At 64.1% G+C, this 20,360-nt stretch carries 1 protein-coding gene; it reads left to right on the forward strand.

The features are described 5' to 3' along the window. The first annotated feature begins 146 nt into the window (after nucleotides 1-146). Nucleotides 147-20,219 (forward strand): non-ribosomal peptide synthetase, encoded by a 20,073-nt coding sequence (locus EV586_RS01195; RefSeq protein ID WP_132943263.1) that lies wholly within the window; start codon nucleotides 147-149, stop codon nucleotides 20,217-20,219. Nucleotides 20,220-20,360 lie beyond the last annotated feature (141 nt).

Below are 20,360 nucleotides of genomic sequence, written 5' to 3' on the forward strand. Positions count from 1 at the left end.
ATGTTCAACCGGGCTAAGGTCGTTTAATTATATTCAAATCTCATAAAGGGAAGCAGTGCCTTGATGTCGTAATGGTTGTTTAGTTTAGAAAATAAGATTCACTAATTCACTTGTCGTTACAATCTCTTTAGGAGGTCTGATACATCATGGATCATAGCAAAAAGTCAGCGCTTTCCCCGGAGAAGCGGGCGCTGTTAGCCAAGCGGATTCGCGGGGAACTGGCGAACGAAACATTCACCGGAATTCCCAAACGGCCGTCCGGCCAGACGGCTCCGCTATCATTTGCGCAGGAGCGCATGTGGTTCTTGGAGCAGTTTACTCCGGGCACCCCGATGTTCAACATCCCGCGGATGATCCGCATCGACGGACCTTTCCAGGTCGAAGTGCTGGAACTGAGTGTCAACGAACTGCTTCGCCGCCATGAGGTGCTGCGGACGAAGTTTGCGACGATCGACGGCGAGCCGTGCCAGCTCATCGCCGACGAGGTGACCGCAGCGATCCGGATTCACGACTTGACCTGTCTGTCAACGGCTGAACAGCAAGCGGAAACCGTGAGGCTGGCGCGGGCCGAAGCGGAGCAGCCGTTCGATCTGTCGCAGGGGTCGCTCTTGCGCATCACCGTGCTGCGGCTCCATGAACAGGAACACAAAGTGCTGCTTACTTATCATCACATCGTGTCGGACGGCTGGTCGCTCGGGGTGACGACAGGTGAGCTGGCCGCATTGTACGAAGCGTTTGCGCAAGGTCGTCCGTCGCCGCTTGGTGAACTGCCGGTGCAATATGCCGACTATGCAGTCTGGCAGCGGGAGCAGATGCAGCGCGTGCTCGCCAAGCAACTGGACTATTGGAAACAGCAGCTCGGGACGCCTGCCGATCCGTTGGAACTGCCTTTGGACAAACCGCGTCCGGCCGTATCGAAGCATCAAGGCGCCATCTGTTCTGAGCCGATTGCATCGGAGTTGACGACCGCGTTGCGGGCGCTGTGCGAACGCGAAGGCGTCACGCTGTTTATGCTGCTCTTGTCTGCCTTTTCGGTGTTTCTGCACCGCTACACGGGGCAGGAGGACATCCGGGTCGGCACGCCGGTCGCAGGACGCAACCGCGGGGAGATCGAAGGGCTGATCGGTCTGTTCGTCAACACTTTGACGATGCGGGCCGAACTGGGCGGCAACCCTGCTTTTCACGAGCTGCTGCACGCGGTGCGCCAAACGTGTTTGGATGCGTATGCCCATCAGGATCTGCCGTTTGAAAAGCTGGTCGAGGAACTGCACGTCGAGCGCAGCGTGTCGCAGACGCCCTTGTTCCAAGTGATGTTCGCCGTCCACGGCACGGTTGACGCGTCGATCGAACTTTCCGGCTTGACCTGGACGCCGGAGGATCAGCCGTTTGCGGCTGCGATGTTCGACCTGAACGTGCTGTTTGTCGAGCGCGGGTCTGAGTTATCGCTTGATTTTGAGTACAGCACCGAGCTATTTGAAGCGGCGACGATTCAGCGGATGATGAAGCATTTTCTGAACCTGCTGGCCGGGATCGCCGAAGATCCGGCCGGACGCATCGGCGAGCTTCCGCTGTTGGACGCAGCGGAACGGGAGCAGTTGCTCTTCGGGTGGAACGAGACCTCAAGCGACTATCCGCGCGACATGGCGGTGCATCAAGTCTTTGAACGTCAGGCGGCATTGACCCCGAATGCGGTGGCGCTGGCGTTCGAAGGCGAGACGCTCACCTACCGCGAGCTGAACGAACAGGCGAACCGGCTGGCGCGCAAACTGCTGCAGCTGGGCGCGGGAGGGCAATTGGTCGCGGTGTATATGGAACGTTCTTTGGAACTGTTTGCGTCGTTCTTGGCGGTGTTAAAAGCGGGTGCGGCCTATGTGCCGCTCGATGTGGCGTATCCGCAGGAGCGCCTTGCCTACATGCTGGAAGATGCGCAGGCGGCCGTCTTGCTGACCCAGACTCATTTGGGTGACCGGATCGAGTGGGCCGGGAAGGAAGTGCCGGTGCTGGCCGTCGATGGGAACGAAGAAGATTGGGCGGCTTTTGACCCGAGCGACCTGCAAGAGCCGGTCACGGCAGACTTCATGGCGTACATGATGTACACGTCCGGCTCGACCGGCCAACCGAAAGGCGTCTGTGTTCCTCATCGCGGCATCGTGCGGCTGGTGAAAGGCACCGAGTATTTGTCGTTCACTCCGCAGGATGTTCATCTCCAACTGGCTCCGGTCGCGTTTGACGGCTCGACCGGCGAGATCTGGGGCGCCCTGCTCAACGGAGGCAAGCTGGTCGTCTACCCGCCGCACCCGGTCTCGCTGGAAGAGCTGGGCCGCCTGGTGCAGGAGCAGGGTGTGACCACGCTGTTTTTAACGAGTGGACTGTTCACGCAGATGGTCGACCACAGCCTGGAGTCGCTCCGCGGTCTGCGCCAGCTCGTGTCGGGCGGGGATGTCATGTCGGCCGCTCATGCCCAAAAAGTGCTGGAGCGCCTGTCCTGTCGGCTGGTCAACGTGTACGGCCCGACCGAAAACACCACGATCACGACCGCGCATGATGTGACGAAATCAGACGACTTGCGGCAAGGGGTGCCGATCGGCAAGCCGATCGCGAACACGACCGTCTATCTGCTGAATGAGCAGCTGCAGCCCGTTCCGATCGGGGTGCCCGGTCAGCTTTTGACCGGCGGCGACGGGGTGGCGCTCGGCTATTGGCAGCTGCCGGAACTGACGGTGGAGCGGTTCGTGGAAGATCCGTTCGCCAAAGGGCCGGGTGCGTACTTGTACAAGACGGGCGACTTGGCGCGCCGCCGTGCGGACGGAACGCTGGAGTTCCTCGGGCGGCGCGACCAGCAGGTGAAGCTGCGCGGGTTCCGCATCGAGCCGGGAGAGATCGAAGCGTGTCTGCACGAGCATTCTGACGTACAGGAAGCTTTGGCGATGGTGCGGGAAGACCGGCCCGGCGAGAAGCGGTTGACCGCCTATGTGGTCTGGCGCGGGCCGAGAGCCGAACAGGACGAAGCGGTCAAGCAAGAGCTGCGGGCGTTTTTGAAAGCGCGCCTGCCGGAGCACATGCTGCCGTCTGCCTACGTCTTGTTGGCGGCGATGCCGCTGACCGCCAACGAAAAAGTGGATCGCCGCGCCTTGCCCGCCCCGGAGGAAGCTGGGGTCGGCAGTCAGGCGGCGTATGTGGCGCCGCGCACGCAGACCGAGGCGCAGCTCGCGGCGATCTTTGCCGCGCTGCTTGGTGTGGAAAAGGTCGGCGTGCTGGATGACTTCTTCGATCTTGGCGGGCACTCGCTGCTGGCGACCCGGCTCTTGACGCGAATACGGACGGAGCTCGGCGTCGAACTGCCGATGCGCGAGCTGTTTGCCGGCCTTTCGACGGTGGAAGCCCTGGCCCGGCGCTGGGAAGACGAACAGGCGCTTCCGGCCGGGACGGTGGCGGTCGCGCTCCCGACGATTCCGCTCGTGCCGCGCGGCGCGGCACATCCGCTCTCGTTCAGCCAGCAGCGGCTGTGGTTCCTCGACCGGCTGCTGACGAACCGGGCGGCGTACAACATCCCGGCGGCCGTCAAGTTCAGCGGCGCGCTCGATGTGGCCGTGTTGGCGGCGAGCTTCCGGGAGATCGTGCGCCGCCACGAAGCGCTGCGCACGACGTTCCAGCTCCTCGACGACGCACCGGTGCAAGTGATTCTGGAGGACGTGACGACAGAGTTTCCGATCATCGACCTGTCAGACCTTCCGGCCGAGCTGCGTGACTGCGAGGTGCAGAGGCAGATCAGGCTGGAAGCGGAGCGTCCGTTCGACTTGAGCCGTGATCGGCTGCTGCGCACCACCTTGCTGAAATTGTCGCCGAGCGAGCATGTGCTTGTGGCGGTGATGCACCATATCATTTCGGATGGCTGGTCGGTGGGTGTGTTCACCGCTGAGCTTTCCGCGCTGTATCGGGCGTTTTTGCAAGGGGAAGCTTCGCCGCTGCCGGAGCTGGCCGTCCAATATGTCGATTTTGCCGCCTGGCAGAGAACGTGGTTGCAAGGAGCCGTCCTGGAGGAACAGGTTGCGTATTGGACGAAACAGCTCGGCGGCGAGCTCCCGGTGCTGCAGCTGGCGGCCGACCGGTCGCGTCCTGCGCAGCAGAGCTATACGGGAGCCGGGGTGCCGGTCGCGATCTCCAAACGGCTGACGGAAGGGTTGAAGAAGTTGGGCAAGGTCGAGGGATCGACTTTGTTTATGACCCTGCTGGCCGGTTTTCAAGCGCTGCTCTTCCGCCATTCGGGGCAGGAGGACATCATCGTCGGCTCGCCGATCGCCGGGCGCAGGCTGGCCGAAGTGGAAGGGCTGATCGGCTTCTTCACCAACACGCTGGCGATGCGCACCGACCTGTCGGGCGATCCGACGTTTCGCGAACTGCTCGCCCGCGTGCGGCAAACGGCTGTGGATGCCTATGCGCATCAAGACTTACCGTTTGAGCGGCTGGTCGAAGAGCTGCGCGTGACCCGCGACCTGAGCCACTCGCCGATCTTCCAGAGCATGCTGGTGCTGCACAACGCGCCGTCCGCCGCGGTGGAGCTGCCGGGCGTGGAACTGTCCGTGATGCCCAATGAGACGACGGCGGTAAAGTTCGATCTGCTGCTCGAACTGCAGGAGACGGAAGACGGTCTGAGCGGGGTGCTCGAATACAGCACCGATCTTTTTGCCACCGCCTCAGCGGAGCGGCTGGTGCGTGATTTTGAACGGATGATCGTAGGCGCGGTGGAGAATGCGGAGCAGAAGGTGAGTGAGATTCTTTTGCTCACGGAGGCAGACCGTGCCCAACTGATGAGCTGGAGCAGAGGCGAAGAGAAAGAATTGGAGGAGCTGTGCGTCCATCAGCGTTTTGAGCGTCAGGCCGCCCAAACGCCGGATGCTGTGGCGGTGCGGTTCCGCGACGGGCAGACGACCTACCGCGAACTGAACGAGCAGGCGAACCGTCTGGCGCATCGGCTGGCAGAGCTTGGCGTGACGCCTGGCGTGCGCGTGGCGCTCTGCTTGGAGCGTTCGCCGGAGCAGGTCGCGGCGGTGCTCGCCGTCCTGAAAGCGGGCGGTTGTTATGTCCCGCTGGATCCGACACATCCCGAGGAGCGCCTGACGTATGTGCTGACCCAGTCGGAAGCGGAGGTGGTGATCACCACAGGTTCGCTGCTCGGCTCGCTCCCGGCGCATGACGTCACGGTGCTCTGCCTCGACGAAGAAGCGCTGGCGGAACTGCCGCTCGACAACCTGCACAGCGGCGTCTCGCTGGAAGCGGATGCCTACCTGCTGTACACCTCGGGCACCACGGGTGTGCCCAAAGGCGTCTTGATGCACCATCTCCCGCTGGCGAACCTGATCCAGTGGCAGCTCGGCGCCGGGGCTTTTGCGGCCGGACAGCGCACGCTGCAGTACGCGGCACTCACGTTTGACGTGTCGTTCCAGGAACTGTTCAGCACATTATGCACGGGCGGTACGCTGGTGCTGGTCGAGAACGAAGTGCGGATCGATGCCGCCCGTCTGCTGCGCCAGTTGAGCGCGGAGCGGGTGGAGCGGATGTTCCTGCCGTTTGTCGCTTTCCAGCAACTCGCCGAGGCGTTTGCGGCCGATGCGGCAGCGGAGCTGTTTCTGCAGGAGATCTACACGGCAGGCGATCAGCTGCAGATGACGCCATTGATTCAACACCTGTTGCAAAAGCTGCCCGGGTGCCGTTTGTTCAATCACTATGGGCCGACCGAGTCGCATGTCGTGACCGCCTGTGAGGTGGTAGGCGCAGCGGAAGCACTACCGCCGATCGGCCGTCCGATCCACAATGCGGAGATCTATCTGCTGGATGCCAAAGGGAATCTGCAGGGGATCGGCATTCCCGGCGAGCTGCACATCGGCGGGCTGAGCGTGGCGCGTGGGTATGCGGGCCGCCCCGACTTGACTGAGGAGCGCTTCCTCGCCACCGCGTTCGGCCGTCTGTACAAGACGGGCGACTTGGCGCGCTGGCTCCCGGACGGCAATTTGGAGTTCCTGGGGCGCGCCGATGATCAGGTCAAAATCCGCGGCTACCGCGTTGAGCTCGGCGAAGTGGAAAGCATGCTGCGCCAACACCCGGACGTGCAGGATGCGGCAGTGCTGGCGCGGGAAGATGCGGCAGGCGCCAAGCGTCTCGTCGCCTATGTGGTCGCCCAAGCAGGAGCGGACGTTTCGTCGGCCGGGCTGAAAACATTTCTGGCCGCCTCGCTGCCGGAGTACATGGTGCCATTGTTCTTCGTCTTTTTGGATGCGCTGCCGATGAACGCCTCGCGCAAAGTGGACCGCAAAGCCCTGCCTGCACCGGAGCTGACGACGCCGGACAACCAAGCGGCGTATTTGGCACCGGCTACTCCGCTCGAGGAAAAGCTGGCCGGGCTGTATGAGCAGGTGCTGGGCATCGGGCGCGTCGGCGTCCAAGACAGCTTTTTCGAACTGGGCGGGCATTCGCTGCTCGCCACCCGCTTGCTGGCGAAAGTGTTAACCGAACTGCAGGCGGAGGTTCCGGTCAGTATCCTGTTCCAGCACCCGACCGTCTCCGGGCTGGCGCAATGGCTGGAACAACAGACCCCGACTCTTGCCGACAGCCGCCTGGCCCCGCTTCGCAAACGGGAGCGGGACGGCGAGATTCCGCTGTCTTATTCCCAGCAGCGCATCTGGTTCCTCGATCAGTTGACGCCGGGCAGCAATGCCTACAATCTGCCGACAGCGTTGCTGTTTCGCGGCGAGCTGGATGTGGAAGCGGTCAGACGCAGTTTTCACGAGATCGTCCGCCGCCACGAAACGCTGCGCACCACCTTCGAGGTCCGCGACGAGCAGATGATGCAAGCGGTGCAGCAGATCGCCGCCGAGTGGGAGCTTGAGATTCCGCTGCTCGACCTCACGGGCTGTGAAGACCGCGAGGCGGAACTGCATCGCATCGCAGGCGAAGAGGCGTTGCGTCCTTTCGATTTGGCGCACGGGCCGCTGCTGCGGGTGTCGCTGGTCCGTCTGGCGGAGCAGGAGCACGCGCTGCTCATCAACATGCACCACATCATTTCGGACGGCGGGTCGCTCCGCGTCCTGATCGAAGAGTTTGTGGCGCTCTACGGCGCGTTTGCCCAAGGGCTGCCCTCACCGCTGCCGGAGCGCCCCGTGCAGTTTGCCGACTATGCGCTCTGGCAGCGCGAATGGATGCAGGGGGAGACGCTCGAACGTCAACTCGCCTATTGGAAAACCAAGCTCGGCGGCCCGCTTCCTGCGCTGGAACTACCGGCCGACCGTCTGGCGGACGCAGGCACGGGCCACAGCGCGACCTCTACGGTGCTGTTGTCGCAAGAGATGACCATCGCGCTGAAAAAATTGGGTCGGGAAGAAGGCGCGACGCCGTTCATGGCTCTGCTCGCCGTCTTCAAAACGCTGCTGTTCCGCCTGTCGGGACAGGAAGACATCATCGTCGGCACGCCGGTCGACAACCGCGGCAAGGCGGAGACGGAAGGCATGATCGGACTGCTGTTGAACACGCTGGCCCTGCGCACCGACCTGTCCGGCGCGCCGACGTTCCGTGAACTGCTGCAGCGGGTGCGAGCCACGACTTTGGCGAGCTATGAATACCAGGAAGTGCCGTTCGAGAAGATCGTGGAAGAGATTCAGCCGGAGCGCAATCTGCACCGCAACCCGGTGTTTGATGTGATGATCAACTTCATCAACGCATCGCTCGACGAGCTGAAGCTGCCGGGACTAACGATCTCCGGGCTGGAAGCGGGCCATGAGCCGGCGTCCAAGTTTCAGCTGACCTTCTACATCTCCGAGCAGGAGGAGCAGCTCACCTTGGGCTTCGTGTACCAGAAAGAACGCTTCTCCGCCGAGCGCATGGGTGCGTTTTTGGAACAGTTCCAAGCCTTGCTGGAGCAGGCGCTGGTGAATGCCGATCTCGCCATCACCGAGTACACACTGCTGACAGACAGCGCCCGTGCCGTGCTGCCCGACCCTCGGGCTGTGATCGGGGAGCCGTCGTATCCGTTCGTGCGCGACCTGTTTGCAAAATGGGCGGCAGACGCGCCGGAGCAGACGGCGGTGCTGCAAGGGGATCGCGTGTGGTCGTACGCCGAACTGCAGGCGCGGTCTACCGAACTGGCGCGCATGCTGGTGGCAAACGGCGTCCGGCGCGGTGACGCGGTGGCTGTGGCGGGAACGCGCAGCTATGGTTTTGTCGCCGCCATGCTTGGCGTGCTGTGCAGCGGCGGAGTGCTGGTGCCGGTCGACCTTGCGCTGCCGCCCGATCGTCAACGGGTGATGGTGGAGCAGTCGGGTGCACAGCGCGTGCTCTCTGTCAGTGCAGAGCCGATGACAGAGGACTGGCAGGCGATGTTCTCCTCGCTGGAACTCGTGGTGGTCGACCCGCAGTCGGGCGTCGCGCATGCGTCTGTCGTCTCCGATGCAACGCCGCTGCCGGAACTGGCGCCGGACGACCCGGCCTACATTTTCTTCACCTCCGGGACGACCGGCGTGCCGAAAGGTGTGCTCGGCAGCCACAAAGGGTTGAACCATTTCCTCGCCTGGCAGCGCGACACGTTCGACATCGGCCCGGACGACCGGGTGGCGCAATTGATCCACCTGTCGTTCGATGCGGTGCTGCGCGATGTGTTCTTGCCGCTGACCAGCGGCGCGGCGCTGTGCCTGCCCGATGCGGGGGCAGACCTCGGCGGCGACGTGATTCTGCCGTGGCTGGAGCGCAATCGTGTGACCGTTCTGCATACCGTCCCATCGGTCGGGCAAGCGTGGACGGCCGATCATCCGGCCGGCATCACCCTGCGCGCGTTGCGCCACCTGTTCCTCGCCGGCGAACCGCTGACCGACGTGCTGGTCGATCGTCTGCGCGGCGCGTTCCCGGAGCTCGGCCGCATCATCAACCTGTACGGACCGACCGAAACGACGATGGTCAAATGCAGCTATGTCGTGCCGGAGCGGCCGATGGCGGGCATCCAGCCGGTCGGGCTGCCGTTCCCGGAGACGCAAGCGCTTGTCCTGCGCGAGAACGGGCAGCTCGCCGGCATCGGCGAAAGCGGCGAGATCGTGCTGCGCACGCCGTTTGCGACGCTCGGCTATATCAACGCGCCGGAAGCGCAGCAAGCATTCCGACCCAACCCGTTCCGGCAACATGACCCGTTCGACCGGCTGTACTTCACCGGCGACAAAGGGCGCTATCGCCCGGACGGCGCGCTGGAGATCCTCGGGCGGACGGACGATCAGGTCAAAGTGCGCGGCGTGCGCATCCAACTCCAGGAAGTCGCCGCCACGCTGCTGCGCCATGCGGCGGTCGACGCCTGCGCGGTGATCGATTGGCAGGACGAAAGCGGCCAGACCGCGCTCGCCGCCTACAGCGTGTTGAAGCCGGGACAGCAAGCGTCCGCCGTCGAACTGCGCACCCATCTGGAACAGCATCTGCCGGCGGCGATGGTGCCGGGCACGTACCTGTTCCTCGACGCCTTGCCGCGCCTGGCCAACGGCAAAGTCAACCGCAAGGCGCTGCCCAAGCCGGAGCGTGCGGGCACCGAAGCGGAAGTATACACAGCCCCGCGCAACGCGCTGGAAGAGCAGCTGGCCGGGTACTTTTCCGAAGTGCTCAAAGTGGAGCAAGTCGGCATCTACGACCACTTTTTCACCTTGGGCGGCCATTCGCTGCTTGCGACCCAACTGATCGCCCGCATCCGTCGCGGGTTGCAGATCGACCTGCCGCTGCGTCTGCTGTTTGAGCGGCCGACGATCGCTGCGCTCGCGGAGGGGATTCAGCAGCAAAGGGGATTGGGCCAGAACGCGCCGCCCCTGCTGCGCTCCACAGGCGCACGCGAGACGGCGCGAGCGGTGTCGTACGCTCAGCAGAGGCTGTGGTTCCTCGACCAACTGACGCCGGGCAGCAATGCCTACAACATGCCGACCGCGCTGTTGTTGCGCGGTGAGCTTGACCGGGCGGCGGTGATCGCCAGCGTCCAAGAGATCGTCTGCCGCCACGAGACCTTGCGCACGACATTCTCCGTGGTCGGGGAGCAGGTGATGCAAGTGGTCGCGCCAGAGCTGGATCTGGAAGTGGCAGCGCTTGACCTCTCCGGGTCGGAAGGTCGCATGGAACAGCTGCGCCGTCTGGCGGAAGAAGATGCGCTCCGTCCGTTCGATCTCCGCCAAGGCCCGCTGCTTCGCGTCAGCCTGGTGCGGCTGGCCGCAGAGGAGCACGCCCTGCTGGTCAACATGCACCACATCATCTCAGACGGCTGGTCGATCGGTGTGCTGATCCGCGAGTTTACGGCGATCTACGGCGCATTTTCCCAAGGGCTGCCGTCGCCGCTCGCCGAGCTCCCGATCCAGTTTTCCGACTATGCGGACTGGCAGCGGGAGTGGCTGCAAGGCGAAACGCTCGCCCGCCAGCTCTCCTATTGGAAAAACAAGCTCGGCGGCGAGCTGCCCGTGCTGGAGCTGCCGATGGACCGCGCGGAAGAAGGGCAAGGCGGGGGCCGAAGTGCAAGCTGCTCCGTGCTGTTGCCGTCCGATCTGACCCATGGCTTGAAAGAGCTGGGGCTGCAGCAGCAGGCGACGCCGTACATGACGCTGCTCGCCGTGTTTCAAACGCTGCTCTCCCGTCTGACCGGACAGGAAGACATCATCGTGGGGACGCCGTTCGCCAATCGGGGGCAGGTGGAGACGGAAGGCTTGATCGGCCTCCTGCTGAACACGCTGGCCATGCGCACCGATCTGTCCGGCACGCCGACGTTCCGCGAACTGCTCGGCCGCGTGCGCGAAACGGTGCTCGAAGCGTACGCCAACCAAGACGTGCCGTTTGAGAAAATCGTGCAGGAGATCCAGCCGGACCGGAATTTGAACCGCAACCCGGTGTTCGACGTGATGATCAACTTCGTGAACACGCCGGGCAGCGATGCGGCGCTGCCGGGGCTTGTGATTTCCGAACTGGTGCCGGAGGAAGAGAGAGCTTCCAAATTCCTGATGACCTTGTACATCGCCGAGCAGGGCGAAGAGCTGCTGCTGAACCTCGTCTACCAAGCCGACCTGTTCGCGCCGCAGCGCATGCAGGTGTTCATGGCGCAGCTGGAAGGCCTGCTGCGTCAAGTGCTGGCCGATGCGGACCGCAGGCTCGACGCGTACACGCTGCTCACCGCCCGCGATCATGCGCTGCTGCCCGACCCGGCAGCAGCGCTGGACAGCCCGGTCTATCCGTCTGTCCGCGAGCTGTTTGTAAAATGGGCGTCCGACACGCCGGAGCGGACGGCGGTGTCGCAAGGGGAGCGGCGCTGGTCCTATGCCGACTTGCACGAGCGGGCGCACGAGATCGCCCGCGAACTGGTGGCGAGCGGCGTCCAGCAAGGCGATGCGGTCGCCGTGGCCGGGACGCGCCAGTACGGATTGGTGGCCGCGCTGCTCGGCGTGCTGTTTAGCGGCGGCGTGATGGTGCCGGTCGACATGCACTTGCCGCTGAACCGGCAGAAGGTGATGGTCGAGCAGTCCGGCGCACAGCGCCTGCTCCTTGTTACGGAAGAGCGGATGACGGAAGACTGGCAAGCACAGTTTCAGAGCTTCGACATCCTGCAGCTCGACCCACACACCGGGCGGATCCCGCACCCGACGGCGTCCGTCCTGACTGCGCTCCCTGAGCTTTCGCCGGACGACCCGGCCTACATTTTCTTCACTTCGGGCACGACCGGGCTGCCAAAAGGTGTGCTGGGCACACACAAAGGGCTCAACCACTTCCTCGACTGGCAGCGCAGCACGTTCCAGATCGGGCCGGATGACCGGGTGGCGCAACTGATCCACCTGTCGTTCGATGCGGTGTTGCGCGACGTGTTCCTGCCGCTGACCAGCGGAGCTGTACTCTGTCTGCCGGGGGCGGCCGATCATCTCGGCGGCGATGTGGTCCTGCCGTGGCTGGAGCGTGAGCAGATCACCTTGGTGCACACCGTGCCATCTGTCGCTCAAGCGTGGGCGTCCGATCCGCCTGCAGGGATCACTTTGAGCTCGCTGCGCCACCTGTTCCTCGCGGGCGAGCCATTGTCTGCAGCACTGGTTGGCCGTCTGCGCGGCGCGTTCCCGGAGCTCGGCGACATCATCAACCTCTACGGGCCGACCGAGACGACGATGGTCAAATGCTATTATGTCGTGCCGGAAACGCCGGGCGCAGGCATCCAGCCGGCCGGTCGGCCGTTCCCGCAGACCCAGGCGCTCGTCCTGAACGCAGCCGGGCAGCTCGCCGGGATCGGCGAAGGAGGCGAGATCGTCCTGCGCACGCCGTACCGCACGCTCGGCTATGTGAATGCGCCCGAGGAAAACGAGAAGTTTGCGCCGAACCCGTTCCGCCCGCACGACCTGGCCGACAAGCTGTATTTCACCGGCGACAAAGGGCGCTACCGCCCGGACGGCAGCTTGGAAATTCTCGGCCGCGCCGACGATCAGGTCAAAGTGCGCGGCGTGCGGATTCAATTGCACGAAGTGGCGGCGACGCTTTTGCAGCACCCGGCGGTCGACGCCTGCGCGGTGATCGACTGTAAAGACGACAGCGGCCAGACGCAGCTCGCCGCCTACTGCGTGTTGCAAGCGGGGGCAGACGCGACCCCCGAGGACCTGCGCGCCTATCTCGAACGCCACCTGCTGGCGGCGATGGTGCCTGGCGTCTTCCTGTTCCTCGACGAACTGCCGCGCCTCGCCAACGGCAAAGTCGACCGCAAAGCGCTGCCGAAGCCGGAACGGACGCGAGGCACGGCAGGCACCAGAGTGGCCACGCGCACGCCGCTCGAAGAAACACTGGCCGCGATCTACTGCGAAGTGCTGAAGCTGGAAAACGTCGGCGTGACAGACAACTTCTTCAGCCTCGGCGGGCACTCGCTGATCGCCACCCAGCTCGTCTCCCGCGTTCGTCTGGCGCTCGGTGTGGAACTGCCGCTCGTAAGCACTTTCGAACGTCCGACCGTCGCGGCTTTGGCGGAAGAGATTGAACAGCGGATGCAGCAAGCGCCGGACGCAGTCGCACCGGGCGACGCGCCGATCGAGCGGAAGCGGCGCGGTAGTGACGAAGCATCTCGCGCAACCCCGCAGCCGATCCTGCCCATCCCGCGTGCCGAAGGAACGGTGCTCCCGCTGTCGTTTGCCCAGCAGCGCCTCTGGTTCCTCGACCAGCTCGATCCGGGCAGTGTGGCCTACAACCTGCCGCAAGCGATGCAGATCGGCGGCCCGCTGGACGTTCCGGTGCTGGAGCGGGCGCTGCGGGAGATCGTTTCCCGCCACGAAGCGCTGCGCACCAATTTCCAGACACGGGACGGACAGGCGGTGCAGGTGATCGCACCGACGCGCAGCCACGTGTTGCCGATCGTGGATCTGCAGCAGGTTTCGGCAGAAGAGCGGGACGCGGTGATCAGCGACTGGGCCGCCCGAGAGCTGAACACGCCGTTCGACCTCACCTGTGATGCCTTGCTGCGCACCACCCTGCTCAAATGTGGCGCAGAAGAGCACGTACTGCTGATCACCATGCACCACATCATCTCGGATGGCTGGTCGCTCGGCGTATTCGCGGGAGAGCTGATGGCGATCTACACCGCTTTGCGGCAGGAGTTCCCGTCGCCGCTCGGCGAGTTGGCGATTCAATACGCCGACTACGCGGTCTGGCAGCGGGAACAGCTGCAAGGCGCCAAGCGGGCCGAATTGCTCGCTTATTGGAAAGAGCAGTTCGCAGGCGAGATTCCCGTGCTGGAGCTGCCGACAGACCGTCCGCGTCCGGCGGTGCAAAACTTTGCCGGAGATGTGGTTCGCTTTTCGCTGCCAAGCGCACTGCAGGAAGCGCTGCATGCCTTGGCGCAGCAGGAAGGCGCGACGCTGTACATGACCCTGCTCGCCGCGTTCACCACGTTGCTGTCCCGCTACAGCGGGCAGGAAGAGCTCGTGCTTGGTGCACCGGTCGCCGGGCGCAACCGGGTGGAGACGGAGCCGTTGATCGGCTTTTTCGTCAACACGCTGGCTATGCGCACCGACCTGTCGGGCAATCCGAGTTTCCGCAGCCTGTTGCAGCGGGTGCGGGGTGCTGCGCTTGGCGCGTTTGCCCATCAGGACCTGCCGCTGGAGATGTTGATCGACGAGCTCGGCATCGAACGCGACCTGAGCCGCAGCCCCTTGTTCCAAGTCACGTTCCTGTTGCAAAATGCGCCCGGTGCTGAGAGCGGGCAGTCCGGCCTCACCGTGGCTCCGCTGCCTTCCGCCCGCACGGCGGCCAAGTTTGACCTGACGCTGTCGATGCAGGAGAGCGGGCAGGGGCTGACCGGCAGCTTTGAGTTCCGCACCGATCTGTTTGACAGAGCGACGATCGAGCGCATGGCGCTGCACTTCGGTCAACTGCTCAGCTTTGCCGCACAGAACCCGGACGCCTTGCTCGCCGATCTGCCATTGCTGACCTCGGAGGAAGAGCGCTTGATCCTCGACGAGTGGAGCGGAGCGGTCGCAGCGTTCCCGGACGACACCTGCCTGCACACGCTGTTCGAAGCGCAGGCGGCACGCACCCCCGATGAGCCGGCCGTGCTGTTCAACGAACAGACCTTGACCTACTGCGAACTGAACGAAAAAGCCAACCAGTTGGCACACCGGCTGGTCAGGCAGGGCGTAGAGCAGGAGCAGTTGATCGCCATTTTGATGGAGCGCTCCGTGGAGCTGATCGTTGCGATCCTCGCGGTGCAAAAGGCGGGCGGGGCATACGTCCCGATCGATCCGTCCGTTCCGGCGGAGCGCATCGCCTACATGCTGGAAGATTCGGGAGCCGCTGTGCTCCTGACCCAAGCGCACTTGCTGGATGCCCTGCCGGCACACCGTGCGGAAGCGATCGCTGTCGACGCGGCGTGGGAGAGCATCGCCGTGGAGTGTGGCGAGAATCTGGATCTCGACTTGCCGCCTGCAACGCTCGCGTATGTCATCTACACCTCCGGCTCTACAGGCCGTCCGAAAGGCGTGCTGATCGAGCATTACGGAGCGTGCAATGCGGTCGACCAGCATCGCGAACTGCTGCAGATCGGCACCGGCCGCCGCATGCTGCAATTCGCTTCCGCCTCGTTTGACGCGTCGGTCATGGAGATCTTCACGGCGCTGACGTCCGGCGCGACGCTGGTGCTGGCGACTCAAGACCAACTGATGCCGGGTGACGGGCTCGCGGAGCTGATCCGCGAGCGGGAGATCACCGACGTGACGCTGACTCCAGCCGTCCTTGCCTTGCTGCCCGAACACGACCTGCCGTCCCTGCTTACTGTCGTCTCAGCCGGGGAAGTGTGCCCGGCCGAACTGGCAGCACGCTGGATCGGGGCCGGGCACACGTTTATCAACGCGTACGGCCCGACGGAAGCGACGATCGAAGCGACCGTCTCCGTCAACCCGGACACGTCCCGCGCACCCGACATCGGACGTCCGATTCCCAACGCCAGCGTGTACATCCTCGACCGCTCGCTGCGGCCGGTGCCGATCGGCGTTCCGGGCGAGCTCTACCTCGGCGGACCGGGGGTGGCGCGCGGTTATCTCAACCGCCCGGACTTGACGGAGCAGGCGTTCCTGCCCCATCCGTACCACATCGACCCGGACGAGCGGCTGTACCGCACGGGCGATCGGGCGCGCTGGCTCCCGGACGGGCGCATCGAATCGCTTGGCCGACTCGACGATCAGGTGAAGATCCGCGGCTTCCGCATCGAAACCGGCGAGATCGAAACCGCGCTGATGCGCGATCCAATGGTGGAAAAAGCGGTCGTGGTGCCGCACACCGACCATCTCGGTCAGAAGCGCCTCGCCGCCTATTATGTGGCGGCGGGAGGCGGAGCGGTCTCTGCGCAGGAACTGCGCGCCGCCCTCCGGCAGTCCCTGCCCGACTACATGGTGCCTGCTGTCTTCCACAGACTCGACGCCCTGCCGCTCAACGCCAGCGGCAAAGTCGACCGCCGCGCCTTGCCGGAGCCGGACGTCATGGGGGGCGCAGGGCGTGACTTCCAGCCGCCGCAGAGCGGGACGGAACAAACGCTGGCCACGCTCTGGCAGGAATTGCTCGGCCGTGAGGAGATCTCGCGCCATGACAATTTCTTTGAGATCGGCGGCCACTCACTGTTGGCGACGCAGTTGGCGTCCCGCGTCCGCGAGATGTTCCGCGTCGAACTGCCGCTGCGCACGCTGTTTGAAGCGCCGACGATCGAACGCTTGGCCGAGCGGTTGGAAAAAATGGGGCCGGGCGTCGCAATCGAGCCGGAGCTGACGGCGTTCGCCGCAGGTGCAACGGGCGCAGCACCGCTGTCATTTTCCCAACAGCGCCTCTGGTTCCTCGACCAGTGGGAGCCGGGGTCGGCCGCCTATAACATCGCCAACCTTGTGCGCTTGGAAGGTCTGCTTGATCTTCATGTGCTGGAGCAGAGCCTGGCCCTGTTGACCGAACGCCACGAGTCCTTGCGCACCGTCTTCCCGGCGCGGGACGGCGAGCCGTTCCAGCAGGTGCTGGCCGAACTTACGCTGCCGCTTGTGGTCACCGACCTGCAAGGGCTGGCAAACGGGGAGGCCCAAGCTTTGCAGTCCGCACAGGCCGAATCCCGGCGCCCGTTCGATCTGGCGGCCGGCCCGCTTGTGCGCCTGCACGTGTACAAGCTGAGCGACACGGAGCATCTGCTGCTTCTGCTGATGCACCATATCATCTCCGACGGCTGGTCGATGCGCGTCTTCCTGCGCGAACTGATCGCGCTGTACGATGCCCTGCAGCAGGGCGCACCGTCGCCGCTTGCACCGCTGCCTGTGCAATACACCGGTTACTCCCGCTGGCAGCGCCAACGCTTCCAAGGCGAAGCGATGGCGAAACAGCTCGACTACTGGAAACAGCAGCTCGGCGGCGAACTTCCGATCTTGGAACTGCCGACCGACCACCCGCGTCCGGCGGCTGCCACCGGCAGCGGCGCCAAATACGCGTTTGCGCTTTCCGCGCCGCTGACCGCCGCCGTCCGCCAGCTGAGCCAAGAGCAGGGGACGACGCTGTACATGACACTGCTGGCTGCCTTTCAGACTTTGCTCGCCCGCTATACCGGGCAGAGCGACCTGCTGGTCGGCTCGCCGATCGCCGGGCGCAACCGTCAGGAGATCGAAGGCTTGATCGGCTTTTTCGTCAACACGCTGGTCTTGCGCACCGATCTGTCGGGCAGCCCCGGCTTTGCCGAACTGCTGCAGCGGGTGAAACGGACCACGCTGGATGCGTATGCCAACCAGGACGTGCCGTTCGAAATGCTCGTCGCCGAACTGCAGCCGGAGCGTGACAGCGGGCGCACCCCGCTGTTCCAGGCGATGTTCGCCTTGAACCACACGCCGGACACGGTGCAAGCAGTCTCGGGACTGATGCTGAGCGGCCTGCCGCTGGAAAGCGGCACCGCCAAATTCGACATGTCTCTGATGATGTACGAAACGGAAGATGTGCTCTACGCCGCCTTCGAATACAACGCCGACCTCTGGGACGAGGCGGCGATGGCGCGGATGAGCGGACATATGCTCACGCTGCTCGAAGGCATGATCGCCGACCCAGAGCAGCCGGTCGGCACGCTGCCGCTGCTGACCGCAGCGGAAGCCCGCCAGGTGCTCCTCGAATGGAACGAGACGGCGACCGAGTACCCGCGCGAGTCGACCGTGCATGAGCTGGTCGAACATTTTGCCGCGACGACGCCGGACGCGGTCGCGCTGCTGTTTGAACGGACGACCGTGTCCTACCGCGAGCTGAATGAAGCGGCCAACCGTCTGGCCCGCCGCCTGCAGCAGCTCGGCGTGGCACGGGGCGGGCTGGTCGGGATCTCGATCGAGCGCTCGATTGAGATGATCGTCGCCATGGTCGCCATCCTCAAGGCTGGGGCTGCGTTTGTGCCGTTTGACGTGACCTATCCGCACGACCGGCTGAGCTACATGTTCGAAGACACGCAAGTCGGCGTGCTGCTGACCCAAGCGCATCTGGCTGACCGCCTGCCGCAGCACAGCGCTACCGTTCTCATTGTCGACAGCGATCTGACGGTCGCCGAAGAGAGCAGCGCCAACCTGCAGTTGGCGGTCGGCAAGGACGATGCGGCCTACGTCATGTACACCTCCGGCTCGACCGGCCGACCCAAAGGCGTCGTGGTGCCGCACCGCGGGATCGTGCGCCTCGTGCGTGAGGTTGATTACACCGACTACACCCGTGATGATGTGTTCCTCCAGTTCGCGCCGATCGCTTTCGACGTGTCGGTACTGGAGATCTGGGGCGCGCTGCTCAACGGCGGGCGGTTGGCGATCTTCCCGCCGCAGCAAGCAACGCTGGCCGACCTCGGGGACGCGATTCAAACGTACGGCGTGACGACCTTGTGGATCACCACCGGCCTGTTCCACAGTATGGTCGAGCACCATCCGGATGGGTTCCAAGGCGTCCGCCAAGTGCTCACCGGCGGTGACGTGCTGTCGGTGCCGCACGCGCAAAAGGCGCTGCAGCATTTTGACGGCAGCTTGTTCAACGCCTATGGGCCGACCGAAAACACGACGTTCACCACCTGTCACAAAGTGACGGCCGAGGCGATCAACCAGACCGTTCCGATCGGCCGACCGGTCGCGAACACCACCGTCTATGTGCTCGATGCCAAGCTGCAGCCGGTGCCGGTCGGCGTGCCGGGCGAGCTGTACACGGGCGGCGACGGCCTCGCGCTCGGCTACTTGAACCGTCCGGAGCTGACCGCCGAGAAATTTGTGCCGAATCCGTTTGGCGAAGGGAAGCTGTACCGCACAGGCGACGCGGTGCGCTGGATGTCAAACGGGGAGCTGGAGTTCATCGGCCGGATCGACAATCAGGTGAAAATCCGCGGCTTCCGTGTGGAGATCGGAGAAGTTGAAGCGGCGCTCGCGCAGCATCCGTCCGTCCGCGATGCGGTGGTCGTCGTGCGCACGGAGGCCGGGGGCAAACTGCTCGCCGCCTACGTGACGGCAGAACCGGATACGGTGCTCACCTCGCCCGACCTGTCCGGCTTCCTCCAGCAGACCTTGCCGGACTACATGATCCCGACCGCCTTCGTCGTGCTGGATGAACTGCCGCTCAATCCGAACGGCAAAGTCGACCGCAAAGCATTGGCCGCCCGTGCCCTCGACTTTGCGCGCGAAACGGCATTCGCAGCGCCGCAGGACCGCATCGAGCTGGAACTGCTGCAGCTGTGGAGGGAAATGCTCGGGCATCATGCGCTTGGCGTCACCGACGACTTCTTCAAAGTCGGCGGACATTCGCTGCTCGCCGTGCGCCTGATCGCGCAGATCGAAAAGCGCTTCGGGCAGAAGCTCCCGTTGTCGGTCCTCTTCCGCGCCGGGACGGTCCGCCGCCTCGCTGCCCAGTTGCGTCAAGGCGGGCAAGCGCTACCCGCAACACCTCTCGTCACGATCCAGTCGGGTCTGCCGGGCACAGCGGAGACGCCGCTGTTCCTCGTTCATCCGGTCGGCGGCAGCGTGTTTGCCTACCTCGACCTCGCCCGCGAACTGGGCTCTGACCAGCCAGTCTACGGCTTGCAGGCTCGGGGGCTGGAGGACCACCGCGCACCGCTTGTGGTGATGGAGGAGATCGCGGCGGAGTACGTCGCGGCGATCCGCACCGTGCAGCAGAGTGGACCGTACCGTCTCGGCGGCTGGTCGCTTGGCGGCTCCATCGTGTTTGCGATGGCGGGGCAACTGCGTGCGCTGGGCGAAGAGGTGGAACTGCTCGTCTTGATCGATGCCAGAGCGCCGCTCGCCGACTACCAGCGCGAGATGGACGACCAAGAGTTGCTGCTCGCCTTCGCCCGTGACCTGGCGGGGCAGCACGGACACCAGCTGGAAGAACTGGCCCATGCGGAACTGTCGCTGCGCGAGGATGCGCTGGCCGCCTTGCTCGCACTGGCGCGGGAGCATCAGGTGTTCGGCTCCGACCTCGGACTTGAGGACTTGCAGCGGCTGCTCAACGTTTTCCGCAGCAATTACACAGCTTTCAACCGCTACGCCGCTCTGCACCGTGCGGAGCGCGTGCTGCTGATTCAGGCAGAAAACGCCGAGTCGGACGCGTACGGCTGGACGGAGCTGGCGGAAGAAGTGGAAGTCCACCGCATCGGCGGCAACCACTTCACGCTGCTCCAGGCGCCGCATGTGCAAGAGCTTGCCGGCATTTTGAAACAGCATCTGCAAAGCATCAAGCTCAGTCGCTGAGCACAGGAATGGAAAAGCACCCGAACAGGGTGCTTTTCTTTCGTACTGGCAGAGTAGTATTTTCAATTACATTTCTATTTAATAGATTCAAATTTAGTGGAGGGAAGTTGCCGCTACATGTCGTACTTATCATTTAGATGT

It is taken from the genome of Tumebacillus sp. BK434 (genome assembly GCF_004340785.1).
In the GTDB taxonomy this organism is placed as follows: domain Bacteria; phylum Bacillota; class Bacilli; order Tumebacillales; family Tumebacillaceae; genus Tumebacillus_A.